The organism is Methanothermobacter sp., assembly GCF_030055425.1.
Taxonomy (GTDB): domain Archaea; phylum Methanobacteriota; class Methanobacteria; order Methanobacteriales; family Methanothermobacteraceae; genus Methanothermobacter.
This window is the reverse complement of record NZ_JASFYE010000002.1, coordinates 78,374-96,470: the sequence shown is the minus strand read 5'-3', so window position 1 is coordinate 96,470 and position 18,097 is coordinate 78,374. Positions and strand designations below refer to the sequence as shown.

Here is an 18,097-nt window from a genome sequence, read left to right as displayed (position 1 = left end):
ATGGAAAGGGTGAAGTGATGGAGAAAACCATTATACTCAAAAAAAGTGATGTTGAGGGTCTTCTGACCATGGATGACTGCCTGAAGGCCGTTGAGAACGCCTTTGTCCAGGATGCTCTTGGCCGTGTCCAGATGCCCCCCAAGATGTACCTATTCTTCAGGAAATACGATGGGGACCTCAGGGTGATGCCCTCCTACCTTGAGGAACTTGAAATGGCGGGTGTTAAGTGCGTGAATGTCCACCCCTCAAATCCCCGTGAACATTCCCTCCCGACGGTCATGGCTGTCATAGAGCTTGTCGATCCAAGGACCGGGTTCCCCCTTGCACTCATGGATGGAACATATATAACCGATATGAGGACCGGGGCAGCCGGCGGGGTCTCCGTGAAGTACCTTGCAGATCGGGAGGCCTCAACACTGGGGATGGTGGGTGCCGGGAGACAGGCTTGGACACAGCTCATGGCCATCAGCAGGGTCGCAGACCTTGAGGAGGCCTATGTTTACTGCAGGACACCATCCCAGCGAGATAAATTCGCAGGGAAAGCCTCTGAGGTCTATGGGTTCAGGGTCAAACCTGCCCGGGATATCAGGGAGGCTGTGGAGGGGAGGGACATAGTTGTAACTGCCACCCCCTCAAGGAAGCCCCTGGTGAAGGCTGACTGGATAACACCAGGGACACACATATGTGCCATGGGGGCGGATGCCCCTGGAAAGCAGGAACTGGACCCCCTCATACTCAAAAGGGGGCGGGTATTCTATGACAACTGGGAACAGGCATCCCACAGTGGAGAGATAAACGTGCCCCTCAGTGAGGGCCTTATCACAGAGGAGGACCTCCAGGGGGCGATAGGGGATGTGATAACAGGTAAAATTGAGGGCAGAAGATCAGGTGAGGATATAACAGTATTTGATTCAACCGGACTTTCCCTGCAGGATGTTACAACAGCCTGGATGGTCTATGAGAGGGCTGCTGAGTCAGGTGAGGGCCTGGAGGTTGACCTGCAGGGCTGAGAAAAGGTGGTATAAAACCCTGATCACAAGGGTTTGGTCCCATTCACTGCCCCCAGGAAAAGATGCTATATAGGATGGTGAACACAGTTAGTTACCGGAGCTGTGATATCATGTACCCCACCAGGACATCAATGCATGAACTCCTCGTAAGGATGGACCATGTGTTCGAGAGGATAAGGATACTCGGAAGGACCCGGGCCCTCAGGAAGGATGAGATAGAGGAGATTGACCGTCACCTCACTGAGATCATGAAGATACTTAACAGGTACAATTAGGCTTGGGAGAAGAATGCTCAGTGTGATCCTATTTACCGTAACATCCTTCATCATAGGCCTCTCAGGGGCAATGGCCCCCGGCCCCCTTCTCACTGTCACGGTCTCGGACTCCATTCAGGGGGGTTTCAGGGCAGGGCCCCTCCTTGTCACCGGCCACATCCTGGGTGAGGCCATTCTGGTTGTTCTGATATTCATGGGTATGGGCTACCTCCTCTCATCAGAGTCCGCATCCTCCTTCATTGGGATTGCAGGTGGCTCAGTCCTCATCTGGACCGGTATCAGGGGTCTGAGGTCCAGGGACGAATCATCAGGGGATATTCCAGCAGGGGGATCTGTCCTAAGGGGAGCAGTGATAAGTTTTTCCAACCCCTACTTCTTTATATGGTGGGGTGCTGTTGGGGCCGCCCTCATGTACAGTGGAGTTGAACTTGCAGGTGCTGCTGGACTTGCAGGTTTCCTGGTGGGTCACTGGTCATCCGACCTTGCCTGGTACAGCCTGGTATCCTTTCTATCATCCAGAGGGGCATTCGATACGTCTGGGAATGTCTACAGGGCAATTATGGCAGTATGTAACGGGTTTCTGATTATAGTGGGAGCCTACTTCTTTGTGAATGCTTTAACTGGGATATAATACAATCACGCCTCAAATCATTAATACCATGAAATGCATAGTAGTAACTGATGAAGGCGGCTGTTTTTGATAACTCAGGGACACTCATAAGAAGGTACAGGGCCCTCAAGAACCTTAAAACAGGTAAGATATGTGACAGGATGAATTCACTTGATATTGTGGATTACAGGGACAGAAGGGCCCTTGTTGTGCTTCAGACCGACCCCGCAACCTGTATTGTAAATGCAAAACCCGACCAGACCATATATGAGTTCATAAAGAGAAACCGCATAGACTTCGATGTCAGCTACGCCAACACCGCGGTTACCTCTGATGAGATCATGGATATCCTCAGGGATGACCCTGCAACTGTCAGGGACATACAGGACACCATAGATGCCGTTTCCAGGAAGAACTACAACATACAGATATGCAGTGGATCCGGCTTCATAGTCAACATTGACAGAAACATGGTTGACTTCACAATAACTGCAGGTGGAAAGCTCTTCCCGGAGGTCCCGGATGTTGTGGAGGAACTCAGGAAGAGAAAAATCCACATGTACATTGCATCGGGGGACCGGCGGGGGTCACTGAGGGAACTTGCAAGGATCATCAGGATACCCCAGGAGAACGTCTTTGACACCGCCGACACCGAGAGGAAGGCAGAGATAATCCAGGAGCTGAAGAGAAGGTACAGCAGCGTCATGATGGTGGGTAACGGCCTCAACGATATCCTTGCATTGAGGGAAGCTGATGTGGGAGTTTTAACACTCCAGCAGAGGGAACCTGTGCCTCAGAGACTGATTGAGGCTGCCGACTACGTTGTTGATAACATAAGGGAGGTTCTGGATATAGAATTCTGAAATATGGGGGGCTGATATTGAGTGAACTGTGCATCGTGCAGGTGAATGACACCCACGGATACCTCAAATCCCACCCGGAACTCTTCTGGGAGGGCAGAGACGTAAGGTATGAGACCCTGGGGGGTTACCACCACATAGCGGGCCTTGTGGCTGGTATACGTGAAGAGGGACCAACACTACTATTTGACTGTGGTGACACCATCCACGGCACATACCATGCCGTGAAGAGTGAGGGCGCTGCCCTTATCCCCATACTCAATGAAATGCGCTTTGATGCAATGACAGCCCACTGGGAGTTCGCCTATGGACCCAGAAGATTCATGGAAGTGGCGGGAAAACTGAATCATCCTGTTCTTGCAATAAACTGCTACCATGAGGGTACAGAACGCCTTGCTTTTAGACCATATGAGATAGTGGAGAGGGGTGACCTCCAGGTGGGGGTTGTGGGGATAGCATCCAATATAGTGGATAAGGTGATGCCGCCACGGTTCAGTGAGGGCCTTGAGTTCACCCTTGGACGTGATGAACTCCCCTACTGGATAGAGGTGCTCCGTGATGAGGAGAGGGTGGACCTTGTGGTGGTCATATCACATCTGGGTTTCCCCCAGGAGTGCCAGCTGGCAGCGGATGTTGATGGTATAGACGTGCTTCTTAGCGCCCATACCCATAACAGGCTTGAGAGGCCCTTCATTGTCAATGACACCATCATAATACAGTCAGGGTGCCATGGCTCATTCATTGGGCGCCTTGACCTTGAGGTTGATGGTGGTGTCCGGAAATTCAAACACGAACTTGTAAGGGTCAGGGGGCCGTCAAATGATGATGTTGAGGAGCTGGTCATGAGGGCGTCTGATGTGGACAGGGACTACCTTGAGGCCACCGTGGGTTCAACAAGGACGCATCTCAACAGGTACACCATACTTGAGTCAACCATGGACAACCTTCTACTCAAGGCGATAATGGGTGTTGGTGAATCTGAACTTGCATTCTCCAATGGATGGCGCTACGGTGCCCCGGTACCCCCTGGGGATATCAGGGTTGAGGACCTCTGGAACATGATCCCTGTTAATCCCCCGGTATCCCGTGTTGAACTTCTGGGGAGGGAAATCCTGGAGATGATGGAGGAGAACATTGAGCTCACATTCTCCAGGGACCCCTACAGGCAGATGGGGGGCTACCTCAAGAGGTGCATGGGCCTCGAGATCTACTTCAAGATAGAGAACCCGCCCGGTAGCCGGATACAGAAGGTATTCGTGAACGGGAAGCCCCTTGATCCAGATAGAACCTACACTGCAGTCTATGTAACCAGTCAGGGTGTGCCATCACGTTACGGTGAGAACCATGAGGAGATGGACATCAGGGCCGTTGACGCCCTCAGGGAGTACATTGAGAAGAACAGCCCGGTTAATGCCGAACTCGATGGGAGGATAACACCAGTATGATTGTCTTCCAGCAAAAGCTCTGGTGATCATGATGGATGATGAGAGAGTTTACCGTGCAGTATTCCACCTTGATGAGGATGACGATGAGAGGGTTTTGCTGCTTTTTGCCAATGTGAGGAACCTGATGGCCGACATTCAGAATGTTGAGATTGAGGTTGTGGCGTACTCAAAGGGTGTCAGTGCCCTCATGAGGGACTCGGAGTACTCAGATATGATCGATGAGCTCATTGATGATGGTGTCAGATTCGCTGCCTGTTCCAACACCCTGAAGGCATTGGGTATAACCTCAGGGAAACTTGTTGATGGTGTTGATACCGTATCCTCGGGTGTAGGTGAGATTGTCAGAAAACAGTGCGATGGATGGGCCTATATAAGGCCCTGATATTCTGGAGGAACTCAAATATCGCCGTGGCGCACGTCACTGATTTCATGCCTATGTAAGGCCTGATATCTATGAACCTCTTGAGGAACATGATTGCATAGGCAATGGAGCTGTACTCGGGGGTGAATGGTGTTAGCAGGAGTGCCACGATTGCTGCAAATGGCATCAGAAGGTTCCTCTTAAGTGCCCTCAGGTACTGTTCCCTTTCAAGATCCATGAGCCCATTTTTATAGTCGTAGAACCAGCTTGCAGATAGCAGGAGGCCTATCATCAGCATGTTAACATGGAACATGAACCTGGATGTCACAAGTCCTCCATAGTCTCCTGTGAGTTCAGTTGAGAATGGCACCATGGCCACGAACATCAGCCAGAATACGTTTATCCACAGAAACCCGTGTCAACCTCCTTCAGGTTTTTCAAATTGCATGTGGTTAACCCACCAGAAAATCCCGAGGAGGATGAAGCTGAGGCAGTAGATGTAGATCCTGGGGGCGAGGAGTGTGAGGTATGAAGCCATTGAGGACTCTGTTATGATTCCCTCTGGCACTTCAATGCCGAGAACAAGGAGTGTCATTGCAATGGCGAATATTCCATCCACGAGGCCCTCAATTCTGTTCTTCTTCGTGTTTCACGCCTCAATAAAAGGATTCCAGGAGTCTTCTGCTCTTTATGACTCCCTCATAGTTATTCAGTTCTATCACCCCACGGTCTATCCCCCTGAGGAGTTCAAGGTCAACAGTTCCCTCCCCCAGGGGGAGGTGCTGGTCCCTTTCACCGTTGTTGTCGCTCAGGTGGTGGTGGGCTATTCTCTCCATTCTGAGGAAATCCTCAAGGAAACCCGTGGTGTTCGCATGGCCCACATCCACAGTCACATATGATCCGCATTCCTCTGAGAATTCTGCAAGCTCGCGGGGGCTGTTGCAGAGGTATGAGAACCGACCGGGCATGTTCTCAACTGAGAACTTTACCGATGAATCCTCTGCATGGGCCACGCAGTTTTTAAGTGTTTCGGATGCGAATTTAAGGGCCGCGTTCCTTATCCTCTCCTCCCTCCTGTGCACAAGACCGGGGTGGGTTGTTACGGTTGTTGCCCCTATCCTTGATGCGAGTTCCACCGTCTCCATCATCTGTCTTTCTGTCTCCTCCCTTACGCCCTGGTTCATGCTGCCGGGGTTCAGGTCTATGGTGGGGGCGTGGAGGAGTATTTCAAGGTCAAAGGATTCAAATACCTCCAGTGCCGCCCCATCTTCAAGGAGCCTTCGGGGCCAGTAGGGTCCCTCGCAGAGTATTTCAAGAAGCTGAAAGCCGTCCTCCTCTGCTTTCTCCAGGATATTCTCCATTGGTTCCATGAAAAGTGCCAGGGTTGAAAATCCGAGCCTCATATAGATCCCGGTTGGTTTTCTATTCAGCCAGCCTTATGAGTGTTTCCATTCCCTCTGAAAATGAAAGATACTTATAGGTGCCTGGATCTGCATGGTACCTCCGGTTTTAAGACGTCTACAGTGACCCCGACCATGGGCTGGATGTGAAGGGCGTTCCTCTTCACCGGACAATGTGTGGTGATAAGAACTGTTTTAGGTGTTACCCTACATTACCTTCATCGTACCACCAAAAAGTATATATAAAACAGGATATATCAGAAAATTGATATATCACTTTCTGGAGATGTCCTGATGTGTGCAGAAAATGGCCCCCATGGAGAGGGGGGGCAGTTCGATGAGAAGATAATAAAGAGTTTCATGAGGGGATTCGGAAAAACAATGATCCTCTGGATGATAAGCAGGGAAAGGATCCATGGATACGAGATAATGCGACGACTTGAGAGGTTCTACTCAATCAAGGGGATGCACTGCCAAGAGATCAAACCACCCGGTCCAAGCGTCATCTACCCAGTACTCCACGACCTGGAGAAGAAGGGACTCATAAGGGGTTCATGGGATATGCACGGGGAGAAGAGGGTCAAGTACTACGAGATAACCCCACTGGGCAGTGAAACAATAGAGAGGATCCGTGATATAATGAAAAACCACATCTCAAGGATATGGGAGGACTTCTGGAACGACATGTTCCCATGTGAGAGGGAGGAGGAAGAATGAAATACGCCATAGAGACCTACGACCTCACAAAGGTCTACGGGGACTTCAAAGCAGTGGACAGCCTCAACATGAAGATAGAGAAGAACTCTATCTTCGGGTTCCTGGGGCCCAATGGGGCAGGTAAGACCACAACCATAAAGATGCTCACCTGCCTCATACCTCCAAGTTCAGGCACGGCCCGTGTCGCCGGATATGATATACTGGAGAACCCCGACGAGGTGAGACAGCAGATAGGTATGGTCCCCCAGAAGGTCAGCCTCTACGAGGACCTCACAGCAAGGGAAAACGTGGAGATGTGCGCAGACTTCTATGGAATGCCAGAGGACCTCAAGGAAACAAGGATCGATGAACTCATGGAACTGGTTGACATAAAGTACGCGGCAGATAAACCCGTTGGACAGATGTCAGGGGGACAGCAGCAGAAGGTTTCCCTGGTTGCAAGTCTGATACACCAGCCAGACATACTCTTCCTCGACGAGCCAACCATAGGGCTGGACCCGACAACAAAGAGGGTGCTGTGGGACCTCATCGAGGAACTGAACAGCAGCGGCCACACCATCATACTCTGCTCCCATGACATGTACGAGGTTGAACTCCTCTGCGACTATGTGGGTATAATAAATCAGGGGCTGCTTGCAGCCTTTGACACGCCCCAGGGCCTCAAGGACACCGTTATAAGGGAGGAGGAATCCCTCAGGGCACGGGAGATTGGCACCATACTTGACAGGATACAGGAGGAGACCCCTGAATCCGAAAAAAGGATCATTGAGGAAATGAAAAAATCCGGGGCCTGCGCCGGTAAGGAGCTCAGCATGCTGATCACCGACCTCAGTGATGAACTCATAGCTGAACTCGAATCCCTCCCGGTTACACTGGAGGTTAAAAGGCACCACACCGGCAGGATAATACTTGAACTGGATGAGGGCTGTGACACTGCCATAAATGATGTCCTCGGGGCAGTTATAAGGAACAATGCCAGGATAAGCTCAATTTCAACCAGGGACCCCTCACTTGAGGATGTCTTTATGAAGGTTACAGGGAGGTAACCGTTATGGAAATGAAGAAGGTAATGTGGATGCTCAAGAAGGACCTCATAGTCCTCTGGAGGCACAAACCCCGCCTCATATCAATCATACTGTTCCCCATACTCATGATAACCCTCTTCGGTTACGGTATGGGCGGTACACTGGAGAACATACCGGTGGTTATAGTTGAGCAGAGCAGCGGCCCCCTCACAGACCAGACCGTCGCTGCAATGAGGAACATGAGCCTCTATGATATTAAGGATATCATGAAGGACCCTGAAACCGCAAGGGACATGGTGGATGCAGGGGAGGTCAAGGCGGCAATAATACTGCCCCCAAACTATGATGACCTCACAGACGAGCCAACAGTGGTCATGTACCTTGACTCCTCTGACCAGCTGGCAAGTCAGGCCCTCGTACCTGAAACCCAGGCGCTTTTCAGCAGGCTTTCAGGTGAAATTGCGGTTCAGAAGATGCAGAGCCCCTCTGTGAACATTCAGAAACAGAATTCAACCCCCGGGGAGACGGGCTTTCAGAGCATCGTGAGCACAATAAACTTCCAGGTTGACAGAATCTACGGCGACGTCAAGTACATGGATTTCCTGGTGCCCGCGGTACTTGCAATGACCATAATGTTCTCCTGCATGTTCGGTATGGGACAGTCAATTGCAGGGGAAAGGGAGAGGGGAGAACTCGCACGTCTCTTCATGACCCCAACAAGCGTATCAACAGTTGTTGGGGGTAAAATAATATCAAAACTGATTATAGAAAGTGGAAGAGCATTCCTCCTGCTCTGTGTCGCCATACTGCTCTTCGGAATAAAGATCAACGGCAGCATGCTCCTTACGGTCCTTCTACTTGTACTCACAGCACTGTGCTTTGTGGGATTCGGAATAATGATATCGGCGAGGGTGGGGACCCAGGAGGACTACATGCAGATGGTTATGCCCTTTGCAATGCCCATGATGTTCGTATCAGGGGTCTTCTACCCCATCGAGACCATGCCATGGGTGTTCCAGAAGCTGGCCTACGTGGTGCCCCTCACCTATGCCAACGACGCTCTTAGGTCAGTGATGCTGAAGGGTGCGGGTGTCGGGGACATCTGGCTTGACCTGGCCGTGCTTCTTGGATTCACACTCCTGTTCTTTTCAATGGGGGTTACCAGGTTTAACAGGGACATTTAGGTGGTAAGGCTAAATTTCAGGTGGTAATATGATAAGGAAAGGTTTGATTGCAGTGATTATAATCATTGGGATGGTTTTAAGCCCTGTATCAGCTGCAGACTGGCCCCTCTTCCATGGGGGCCAGCAGCGCACAGGTTTCTCTGGGGAGCCAAGTGACTTCTCAGCAAGGACATGGTATCTCTCCATCGGCGGGATAAAGTCATCACCTGCAATATTCAACAAGGTGGCCTACATCGGCTCAGTCGATGGGAAGGTTTATGCGGTGAACCTCGAGACCGGTTCAGTTGTCTGGAGCTACCGGACAGGCGGTGCGGTTGTATCATCCCCTGCGGTGGTCAACGGCACCCTTTATGTGGGTTCAGGAGACGGATACCTCTACGCCATAGACACAGACACCGGTGACCTCCAATGGAAATTTAAAACAGGAAACAGGATAGAGTCATCCCCTGCAGTTAGCGGAGGCACCGTATATGTGGGGTCAGATGACTGCAGGCTCTACGCAGTTGACGCAGATGACGGGTCAAAGAAGTGGGAGTTCTATGCCGGGGAGGCTGTTAAATCATCACCACTTGTGGTGAACGGAACCGTCTACTTTGGATCATGCAATGGTAATGTCTATGCCCTATCAGAGTCCGACGGGAAGGAGAAGTGGAGCTACACAACCGGTGACCAGGTCATCTCATCACCTGCCTTCTGGAACGGGACCATCTACGTGGGGTCAGATGACGGGAACATGTATGCCCTATCAGAGTCCGATGGAAGCGCGGTCTGGAGGTACAGCCTCGGTGACAGGGTCAGGTCAACACCAGCCATTGACACAGAGGAGAACAGCCTCTTTGCTGGATGCGATGATGGCAACGTGACCTCACTTGACACAAGGACAGGTAACCTGAAATGGTCATTCAAAACAGGTGGGGCCGTGAGATCAGCGCCAGCCCTCTTCGAGAACATGGTGGCTGTGGGCTCAGATGACGGGACACTCCACATCCTCAACAAGTACACAGGGAAGGAGGAGTGGAGCTACTCACCGGGTTACTACCTTTTCAGCTCACCGGCAAGTTCATCGCCCGTAGTCTACGGCAAGACCGTCTACTTTGCAACCGAAAACGGCTACATCTACGCCCTTGACTCCAAGAAGAAGGAGGGTCCCACCTCACCATTCGCATACTATGTGGCGGTGATAATAATAGCCATCATAGGGGCTGGTGCTGTGATAAGAAGGGTTGTGAGGAAATAAACCCTTATTTTATTTAAAAAGCTGAAGGTGAAGTATGTTCAGGACACTCATAATCTATGAGAGCACCTACGGCTCCACAGAGGAGGCTGCATCAGCCATCGGGAGAATACTCGGGCCCTCAAGGTGCTGCACCACAGGCGAGTTTCCGGAAGACGGCAGGGAATTTGACTTCTTCGTTATCGGTTCAGGGGTTTACAGGGGCCGTTTACACGACAGGATAACCGATTTTATAAAGAAAAATCCCTGGCTTCGTGATAAACCCTTTGCGATCTTCTCGGTTTCCCTGAGTCCGGATGATGGTAGAAGGGCTCTCAGTGAGGCTGAAAAACTTCTTGGGGGCGCTGTCCATTCAGCCACACTTGGTGGCCGCATGATCCTTGAAAGACTCTCTGATGGGGATCTTGAGGATCTCAGGAGGTTCTCAGAGGTTGCTGGAATTGAAATTAAGGATTATGACCTCTTTGATATCTCAGAGGTGATTGAGGTTGCCCTTGAACTTAAAGAGATCAGGGACTCGCTTATGACTGACATTGATGAGAATGAACTCCGTGAATCCATTGATGAGTTTCTGAGGTCCCATAACACATGTGTCCTTGCAACCTGCCATGACAGCCGCCCAAGGGCAACACCCCTTGAATACGTGTATGACGGGGAGTCCATATACGTGATCAGTGAGGGTGGGGAGAAATTCGCCGGTATCCTTGAGAACAGTAACGCCTCTGTTGCAGTTTACGAGGACTACACATCCATGAGCAACCTGGCTGGGATGCAGATAACCGGTGTCGTGGAGATACTGGATGAAGAGGAATCAGAAAGGATCTATAATCTAAGGGGCCTAGATACTGAGGCCATGAGGAATCTCCCCGTGGATATGAACGTCATAAGGATCTCAATCCATAAGGTGGAGTTCCTTAACAGCAGGTTCAGGGAGGTCTCAGCAGCCGCAAAACATGTACTCTGGTTTAAAGAGAAGGTCTAAAAATTTTTATGAAATCCTAGAATTATGCTAAACTCTAAAAAAAGTTTTATGGAATGCCTAGAGCATTCCATTGTTGTATTTATCCAGCATACTCATCCACTGAAGGACCTTCTGCTGATCCTTTTTGCTGAGGCTGCTCCAGCTGGACGCATCATGGGTTGCTAGGAAAGCATCTGCCTGGGCAATCACGCTGAGAACCTGTGGGGAAGCATAGGCTCCGTTGAGTATATTCAGTTTTGCTGCAAGTAGCTGTGCATATAGCTTGTTTATTCCATTGGATGCTGAGCCATTGAAGCTTAGGATTCTCACAGCCTGTTCAGCGGTGGTGGCAAGTACACTCCTATCTCCACCAGCAGTTCCAAGCCATAAACCCGTGCCAAGGAGTGGTGTTACAGCATCCTGGTTGTTTCCATTGAAACCGGCGTGTGTCTTCCAGTAGCCTATTGTCAGTGTACCGTAAGGGCTCCTCACATATACATCAACCAGCCATGAGTCTGATCCCCCGGTGCTGGTATCACATGTTACAAATGATGCCTCATTAACCTCTGTGTAAAGTCCAGGTGCATTGTAGGGTCCATAGACCACAGAATAGTTGAATGTGTAGGTTTCTCCGGGCATTATGTCACTGCCCACATTGATGACTCCCAGGTAGCCCCATCTGTCGTCGGATACAGTTACAGATTCATCAACAAGTTCTGAAGGTTCACCGAATTCCACATCAGCCATTGCGGTGTACTCTGTAGATCCAGCCATATCTGAACTGTCCAGGTAGTGGTCATGGTTCTGCTGAACCACCGTTGCAGTGTTAGCCCTTGAAGAACCATCAGGCAGACTTCCCATGTAGTTGAGGACAAGTGTACCGCCTGGTTCAAGTACACATGGGAACGTTGCGCCGGTTAAATTCATCAGAACTCCTGGTGATACGGTATCAGAGACGGAGCTTATTACAGCGGCAATGGGTGCAGGGTTGAACACTGTGATGGTGCCTCCCACCATCCAGTCACTGTCTGTTCCTGTATCAACTGAAATGTTCACCGTGTAGTTCACCGTTACCGTGTCCCCCATGTTCACTGTAACCTCTGTTAAGTCGGCCTCCTTGCTGATGTTCCAGGTGTAGGTCCTAGTGTAGGACGTTGTGGCATTCTTGGAGACCATCAGCTCATACACGTTAACGCGGACAGATGCACTGGCACTCTGACCGGTTTCCCTTATTGTGGCCGTGTTGTTGTATGTTCCTTCCCCGGTAAACCGCCTGGTGTATGTAACTGATCCTGAGTCGTTAAAGAGCCATGACTCTCCACTTGTGTCATCAACATGTATGCACTCATTCAGCGTCACCGGTGATGCAGGGAGTGTTGCCGTTGCTGATGGTGCCGGTCCAAAGGGTGTTCCGAGGCGCCCGGAATGGTTTGTAATTGTAACATTCGCAGTCACCTTGTAGTTACCCCCTGGGTGTACCTGTTCAGGGGTGAGGTAAATCCTGTATGGGTATGTCCCCGTTTCTCCTGGATCAAGAACAGGATTCGATGATATATCCAGTGGATAAACCCCTATAAGGTCATTTGGTGGTGGTATACCATCCCTCAGCTCCAGTATAACTGAGAGATTCTCTGTAGAAACACCTCCACCATTGTGTACAGTCACGTTGCCCTCAATCCATGCACTATCTGTAGGATCTTCCCTCTCAACACCTACTGTGTACTCTGAAGTGGCTGAGTCTCCCTTAAAGATGTCCCAGCTGTCGGGTGTGACATTCTTGTGGATCTGCCATGTGTATTCACTCACATAGCTTGTGTTTGCCGTGACACTGGCTGTGAGTGTTGTCCCGGCCTGACCTCCACTTTCAGCAGAGGATGTGCCTGTTAGGACTAACACTAAAAGAAGTGCCACCAGCCCAAGACCTACCGGTCCAGTTGACCGGGAGGCCCTGAATTTCCTATTCATTCATCCCCCCTCCTTTTTCAGGAAAATAATTTTTCAGTGCCCTCAATTATAAATTCTTGAGGAGTGATTCTTTGTATGTACACGCTACCATAAATAGTTTGATAGAATACTGAAAAAATTTGAAAAAATAATCATGATCTCCAGAATATGTGAATAAACTATTACAATTCTATGAAAGTGAGATATTAAACTGAATTGTTGAGTAAAATAGTATTAAAACTTTCTTAATTTCTGATAAAGTATGGGGGGTTAAGTGAGAAGGCAATGACTGTTCTGAATAACTGATAAAGAGCAGATGTCCTGAAAATTCAGTGCATATAAAATATAAAAGAATGGAAACCTGTGGCTTCCATCTTTTATATCCCTAATCCTTTCTGAGCTGGATTTCTATCGCTGAAACATTGGTAGCGGTTCCCTCGTTACCAATGATCTCCTCTGTACATATGTCGATGTTCTCTATCTGTATGTCTGGTATGAAACGGTTCCTGACAATCTCTGCAACGTCAACAGCCCGGCTTATAGCTCTTCCACGGGCTTTAAGGATCACTTCACTGGTTCCACCGTTCATCTGAGTCACTACGGCCAGAACATAGTTCATTACAGGCTTGTTTCCGATGTATACTACATTCTCCTCTGACATCACTTAACCTCCAAGAGTGTCTGTAATAAAGATAGAACCCCCTGATTATATAAAGTTTGTGATATGCTAATTAAAAAATTTAATAACACATCCTGGACTTAACAGCTTCGAGTATCCTCCCACCGGTTACACATGCGCCCCTGAACCCTGCAGTGAGGGCAGAGCCATGCATAACATCGATGAGGGGCGCCCCCAGTGATTCTGAGAACCCTGTCTCTGCAACTCCACCGAGTATGACCTCAGGTTCATTCCTGATAAGCGTATCCTCCAGCTCAGAGAGGTCAGCCCCCACCAGGACCTCCGACCTCACGCCAGTTCCAGAGAGGTTTTCAAGTGTGTACTCACCGATCATGTCCATTGCCACAACAGCGGGTTTCATTCCAAGTTCGCTTACAAATCCGGCCAGTGCCACGGCCCTTGTGGGCCCTGAAACTATACCGACCCTCACACCCTCCAGTTCCGATCTCAGGCGATCACTTTCCTCAGCGTATTCACCGATTTCATCCTGGAGGGGGTAATCAATGCTGAGGTGGTCAAGTATCTCCTCATAGAACCTCAGTGTGTTTGAGAATCCCAGGGGAATGGGGTGGTGGATGAAGGGCATCCCAAATTTCTCCTCGAGAAACCTGCAGGGCCCTATTCCTGATACATCACAGAAGGAATAGTTCAGATGGGCGGACGCAATCCCCTCAATATCACCGACTGTGCTCCCGGATGTGAGAACACAGTTCACAGAAACACCCATCCTGCCAAGGGTATCCACAATATGTTTGAGGTCGGGGCCGCCCCTGAACTCACCTATGATGTTGATTGATGGCTCATCTGATGGTTTCGCATCACCTGCAATGGACTCAAGGAGTGCCATCATAACCTCGAGGTATCCTTCGCCCTGGTTTGACTCAAAACCCCCTGCACTGATGGTTATGATTTTAGAATCAAGTTCCCCCTTAACCTCCTCTGCAGCCCTCCCTATATCCTCCCCTATTATGCTTGTTGCACAGGAGCTCATAACAGCTATGAGTTCCGGTTTAAGGGTTCTGTCAGCGTCAATTATGACCTTTTTGAGTTTATCGGTGGCCCCGAATACCACGTCTGATTCAGTGAGTTCTGTTGATAGAACCCTTATCCTTTTACCTCCCCTTGCCTTCAGAAGGTATCCAATGTGGTATGCGCAGCCCCTGGGACCGTGGATGAGCGGTATGGCATTGCGGATGCCTGAAACAGCCCTTACAGCCCCGAAGAGTTTACATGTTGATACTGGCTCCATCAGCACACCTATTTGAGGCTCAGGATCTTGTTGATGGCATCGAGGACCGCCTCCACACTCGCCATCACTATATCCTCCCTGGTGGATCTTCCCGTTGCCTTGTTGCCGTCGGCGTCGCTCATGACAACGAAGACCTCTGCAAGGGCGTTTGTACCACCTGTTATTGCCTCTATGTTGTACTCATCAAGTTCTATATCTGCTGTTTCACTTACAAGACTCTGTATGGCATTTATGGCCGCATCAACAGGCCCCACACCGGTCATTGATGTTGTCTTGATTTCATCTCCAATCCTCAGCTTCACGGTGGCCGTTGGCATCACACTCTCACCTGTCATCACCGCTATGCCCTCAAGCTTCACAATCTCCCTTGTTGCCTTTCCAAGGATCGTGACTGCCATTGCCCGAAGATCTGCGTCAGTGATCCTTTTACCCTTATCCCCTAGTCTTTTGACCTGTTCATAGAGGGTGCAGAACTGGTCCTCATTCATATCTATGCCGTATTCCTGAAGCTTTGATCTGAGGGCGTTGGCCCCCGTGTGTTTACCGAGGACTATCCTCCTCTTGTGGCCAACCATCTCAGGTGTTATGGGCTCATAGGTCTCTGCCTTCTCAAGAACCCCGTGGACGTGTATGCCAGCCTCGTGTGCAAAGGCGTTTTCGCCCACGATTGCCTTGTTGGGGGGCATCCTTACCCCTGTTATCTTTGATACGAATTCCGAGATGTTCACAAGTTCCGTTGTCTTTATGGTGAGGGGGAGGTCATAGCGGGTTATGAGGGCCATCACAACCTCCTCAAGGGCTGCATTTCCTGCCCTTTCACCGAGCCCGTTGATGGTTGCATGTACCTGTGATGCGCCTGCCTCAACCGCTGCAAGGGAGTTTGCAGCGGCCAGTCCAAAGTCATTGTGGCAGTGGACGCTGATGGGCGTCCTGACCTCATCCCTGAGGCCCCTTATGAGGTGGTTCATGGCCCGGGGTATCATCACCCCAACGGTGTCCGGGACATTTATCATGTCAGCCCCTGCATCCTCTGCGGCCCTGTATACCTCCACAAGGTAATCAAATTCTGTCCTAGTGGCGTCCTCGGCAGAGAATTCCACCCTGAGCCCATGTTCAACCGCATATTCCACCCCGAATACCGCCCTGTCTATTATCTCCTCAGGGGACATTTTGAGCTTGTACTTCCTGTGGAGGGGTGAGGTCCCTATGAAGGTGTGTATGTAATCAGCGCCGCAGTCAATAACAGCGTCTATGTCCTCCCTGAGCACCCTTGCCAAACCACAGGTATTCGCATCAAGGCCCAGTTCAACTATCCTCCTTACCGAGTCCATCTCCCCTGGGGAGGCTGCAGGGAACCCTGCCTCTATTGTGTCAACTCCAAGGGAGTCCAGTTTCCTTGCTATGCATATCTTCTCATCCACCGTGAGCGCCACTCCAGGTGTCTGCTCACCGTCCCTGAGTGTTGTGTCAAATATTCTAACCGTCTCAGGTAGCTTCATTTCCGGTTTAACCTCTTCTATGTACATTTAAATTCCCCGTGGTCTGGCCTTTTATCATGATCTATATGCCGCCACAATTAAAAGCTTTTACACATCAGACTTATAAGTTATAAGTTATAACTTAAAAGTCAGAAGAGGGGTTCTGATGCCAAGAGACGAGGGGTCATGGATATATTTAAACCGCCATGCTGAGACTCAGAAAGTTCCTGAGGCCAGGTGCAAGGCCAAGTATGAATATCACAAGTTTAAGTAGATCTGAATCCCCGGAGTCCTCAACGTACCTGTCAATGGCATAGAGCGCCATCAATATGACCGCTATCTTGAGGGGAAACATCACGAGGGCCGTGCCAGTCAGGGCAGTGAATGCCGATGGCAGGACATGCTGCTCAGCATAGCCATAGAGGTCAACGGCAACGTAGGTTGAGGATGCATCAAAAAGGTGCGCGTATACCACGTAGAGGTTCATCCTGTCCCTTAGAAGTTCCCATTTAATACCTATTATATAGAGAAGGACTGCAGATGCCAGGAATACCCCCAGTACAGAGAAAAAGGGTACTGGATTAATCTTCTGCATGCTTATGATGTTTGGTATGGAAAGAACCGCCCCTGTAACAAATACAAGCTTTCTGTAATCCCATCCATAAAGTTTCTCAAGTTTAACCGAGATGAGAAGCGTTGTTATTGCCGTGAGTCCCACAAGGATGTATATGCCTGGGGTCACAAGGAGATGGGTGAGTGGATAGATCCCATTATCAACAAGGGCCCTTGCACCTGACCCCAGAAATATGAAGGGAAGCAGTGGCACCAGAAGTTCCCTGGGGTCCTTTTTAAGCCACCTGAACATTCTGAGTATGATGAGAACAGCAACTCCGAGTACAAGGCCAAAAACAACCGTGTTGAGGGGTGTGTAGCCAGGGTGGAGGTAGAAGAAGTTGCTCTCCAGGAACTTCTGAAGCTCAGATATCATTTCTAATCCTGCCTATGAGCTTTTTGTTGATTACTTCCCTCAAAATCAGGGGGAGGGGTGTCCTTCTTCCCTCTGGCCTGGTTCTACCCCTTCTTATACCCCCAATTATATCGTCAGCTGTATTTTCAGACTCCACGACCGTGAGTGAGCTTCCAACGGCCTCCACAAAGTGTGCGTCGCTTGCACCTATCTCAGGGATGCCCCTCTTTCTTGCGAATTTCCTTGCCCTCCAGTTGGAGTAACCAACTATGTAGCGGGAGTTGAGGGTTTCAACTGCATCAACACGGAGGTTTCTCTCGTTCACAAAGAGTCCCTGTCTGTACCTGACAAATGGGTGTGGTATTATGGCAAGTGCGTCCTGTGAGTGTATTTCATCCAGGGTCTCTGCAGGGGTGAGGCCCCTCTGTATTTCCTCCTGCACACCCAGTGCCACTATGTGCCCTGCGGATGTGCTGAGTTCCACTGCAGGGACCACCGTGACCCCAAACTCTGCTGATTCCCCCATTGCAATCCGGGAACCCTTCATTGTATTGTGGTCTGCAATCGCAACTGCATCAAGGCCCACAAGGGAGGCCCTCTTCAGCACATCCCGTGGCGTTCCCCTTGCATCCCCTGAATATACCGTGTGTATGTGGGGGTCAATCCTTATCATGAAATCACCTTAAAATTGCCCTCAT

20 protein-coding genes are annotated in these 18,097 nt (G+C 50.1%); 11 read left to right on the top strand and 9 right to left on the bottom strand.

The genetic code is table 11. The features are described 5' to 3' along the window. The first annotated feature begins 17 nt into the window (after window positions 1-17). From ala to QFX39_RS02850, 6 genes are all read left to right on the top strand, one after another. Window positions 18-1,010: an alanine dehydrogenase gene (ala, locus tag QFX39_RS02875; RefSeq protein WP_300477341.1), complete on the top strand. Its 993-nt coding sequence runs from the start codon at window positions 18-20 to the stop codon at window positions 1,008-1,010. Window positions 1,011-1,084: 74 nt separating this feature from the next. Further along, window positions 1,085-1,285 (top strand): hypothetical protein, encoded by a 201-nt coding sequence (locus QFX39_RS02870; RefSeq protein WP_147671281.1) that lies wholly within the window; start codon window positions 1,085-1,087, stop codon window positions 1,283-1,285. A 13-nt stretch (window positions 1,286-1,298) separates the two neighbouring features. Next, a complete protein-coding gene (locus tag QFX39_RS02865; RefSeq protein WP_300477338.1) occupies window positions 1,299-1,916 on the top strand; it encodes a LysE family transporter in 618 nt (205 codons plus the stop codon). A gap of 50 nt (window positions 1,917-1,966) precedes the next feature. Beyond that, window positions 1,967-2,758, top strand: coding sequence for an HAD family hydrolase (locus QFX39_RS02860; RefSeq protein WP_300477336.1), 792 nt, complete (start codon window positions 1,967-1,969; stop codon window positions 2,756-2,758). A gap of 17 nt (window positions 2,759-2,775) precedes the next feature. After that, on the top strand, window positions 2,776-4,200 hold the full coding sequence (locus QFX39_RS02855) for a bifunctional metallophosphatase/5'-nucleotidase (protein WP_300477334.1): 1,425 nt from the start codon (window positions 2,776-2,778) through the stop codon (window positions 4,198-4,200). Window positions 4,201-4,231: 31 nt separating this feature from the next. Then, window positions 4,232-4,582: a DsrE family protein gene (locus QFX39_RS02850; RefSeq protein WP_300477333.1), complete on the top strand. Its 351-nt coding sequence runs from the start codon at window positions 4,232-4,234 to the stop codon at window positions 4,580-4,582. On the opposite strand, the gene QFX39_RS02845 is transcribed toward QFX39_RS02850, so the two are convergent. From QFX39_RS02845 to QFX39_RS02835, 3 genes are read right to left on the bottom strand one after another with little or no spacing between them, the layout of a single operon-like run. Then, entirely contained in the window at window positions 4,542-4,946 is a 405-nt protein-coding gene (locus tag QFX39_RS02845) for a hypothetical protein (protein ID WP_300477332.1), read from the bottom strand. The two genes, QFX39_RS02850 and QFX39_RS02845, sit on opposite strands and share 41 nt — an antisense overlap. Before the next feature lie 33 nt (window positions 4,947-4,979). Beyond that, entirely contained in the window at window positions 4,980-5,180 is a 201-nt protein-coding gene (locus tag QFX39_RS02840; protein ID WP_300477330.1) for a TMEM175 family protein, read from the bottom strand. Between the two features lie 37 nt (window positions 5,181-5,217). Then, a complete protein-coding gene (locus QFX39_RS02835) occupies window positions 5,218-5,964 on the bottom strand; it encodes a sugar phosphate isomerase/epimerase (RefSeq protein WP_300477328.1) in 747 nt (248 codons plus the stop codon). Between the two features lie 291 nt (window positions 5,965-6,255). On the opposite strand from QFX39_RS02835, the gene QFX39_RS02830 reads away from it, so the two are divergent. The 5 genes from QFX39_RS02830 to QFX39_RS02810 are packed head-to-tail and all read left to right on the top strand — an operon-like array spanning window position 6,256 to window position 11,103. Then, window positions 6,256-6,678, top strand: a complete 423-nt coding sequence (locus QFX39_RS02830) for a PadR family transcriptional regulator (RefSeq protein WP_300477327.1) — start codon at window positions 6,256-6,258, stop codon at window positions 6,676-6,678. After that, window positions 6,675-7,724 (top strand): ATP-binding cassette domain-containing protein, encoded by a 1,050-nt coding sequence (locus QFX39_RS02825; RefSeq protein ID WP_300477326.1) that lies wholly within the window; start codon window positions 6,675-6,677, stop codon window positions 7,722-7,724. Before QFX39_RS02830 ends, QFX39_RS02825 begins: the two co-directional genes overlap by 4 nt. 5 nt (window positions 7,725-7,729) lie before the next feature. Continuing rightward, window positions 7,730-8,887 (top strand): ABC transporter permease, encoded by a 1,158-nt coding sequence (locus tag QFX39_RS02820; RefSeq protein WP_300477324.1) that lies wholly within the window; start codon window positions 7,730-7,732, stop codon window positions 8,885-8,887. A gap of 28 nt (window positions 8,888-8,915) precedes the next feature. Beyond that, window positions 8,916-10,124: a PQQ-binding-like beta-propeller repeat protein gene (locus QFX39_RS02815; RefSeq protein ID WP_300477322.1), complete on the top strand. Its 1,209-nt coding sequence runs from the start codon at window positions 8,916-8,918 to the stop codon at window positions 10,122-10,124. Window positions 10,125-10,158: 34 nt separating this feature from the next. Beyond that, the gene (locus QFX39_RS02810; RefSeq protein WP_300477320.1) at window positions 10,159-11,103 is read left to right on the top strand and encodes a pyridoxamine 5'-phosphate oxidase family protein; all 945 of its coding nucleotides are present in this window, start codon (window positions 10,159-10,161) and stop codon (window positions 11,101-11,103) included. A gap of 57 nt (window positions 11,104-11,160) precedes the next feature. Here QFX39_RS02810 and QFX39_RS02805 read toward each other — a convergent pair whose 3' ends face one another. From QFX39_RS02805 to QFX39_RS02780, 6 genes are all read right to left on the bottom strand, one after another. Further along, window positions 11,161-13,047 (bottom strand): hypothetical protein, encoded by a 1,887-nt coding sequence (locus QFX39_RS02805; RefSeq protein ID WP_300477318.1) that lies wholly within the window; start codon window positions 13,045-13,047, stop codon window positions 11,161-11,163. Between the two features lie 364 nt (window positions 13,048-13,411). Next, window positions 13,412-13,687 carry a DNA-binding protein Alba gene (gene albA, locus QFX39_RS02800; RefSeq protein ID WP_013294904.1) on the bottom strand — a complete coding sequence of 92 codons (276 nt, stop codon included), beginning with the start codon at window positions 13,685-13,687 and terminating at the stop codon, window positions 13,412-13,414. A gap of 79 nt (window positions 13,688-13,766) precedes the next feature. Next, complete coding sequence (locus QFX39_RS02795) at window positions 13,767-14,954, bottom strand: nitrogenase component 1 (RefSeq protein WP_300477314.1); 1,188 nt, start codon at window positions 14,952-14,954, stop codon at window positions 13,767-13,769. Between the two features lie 8 nt (window positions 14,955-14,962). Beyond that, window positions 14,963-16,480 (bottom strand): 2-isopropylmalate synthase, encoded by a 1,518-nt coding sequence (locus QFX39_RS02790; RefSeq protein ID WP_300477312.1) that lies wholly within the window; start codon window positions 16,478-16,480, stop codon window positions 14,963-14,965. 148 nt (window positions 16,481-16,628) lie between these two features. After that, entirely contained in the window at window positions 16,629-17,420 is a 792-nt protein-coding gene (locus tag QFX39_RS02785; RefSeq protein ID WP_300477310.1) for a DUF63 family protein, read from the bottom strand. Then, the gene (locus tag QFX39_RS02780) at window positions 17,410-18,072 is read right to left on the bottom strand and encodes a PHP domain-containing protein (protein WP_300477309.1); all 663 of its coding nucleotides are present in this window, start codon (window positions 18,070-18,072) and stop codon (window positions 17,410-17,412) included. The genes QFX39_RS02785 and QFX39_RS02780 overlap by 11 nt, the downstream gene beginning before the upstream one ends. Window positions 18,073-18,097: the final 25 nt, after the last annotated feature.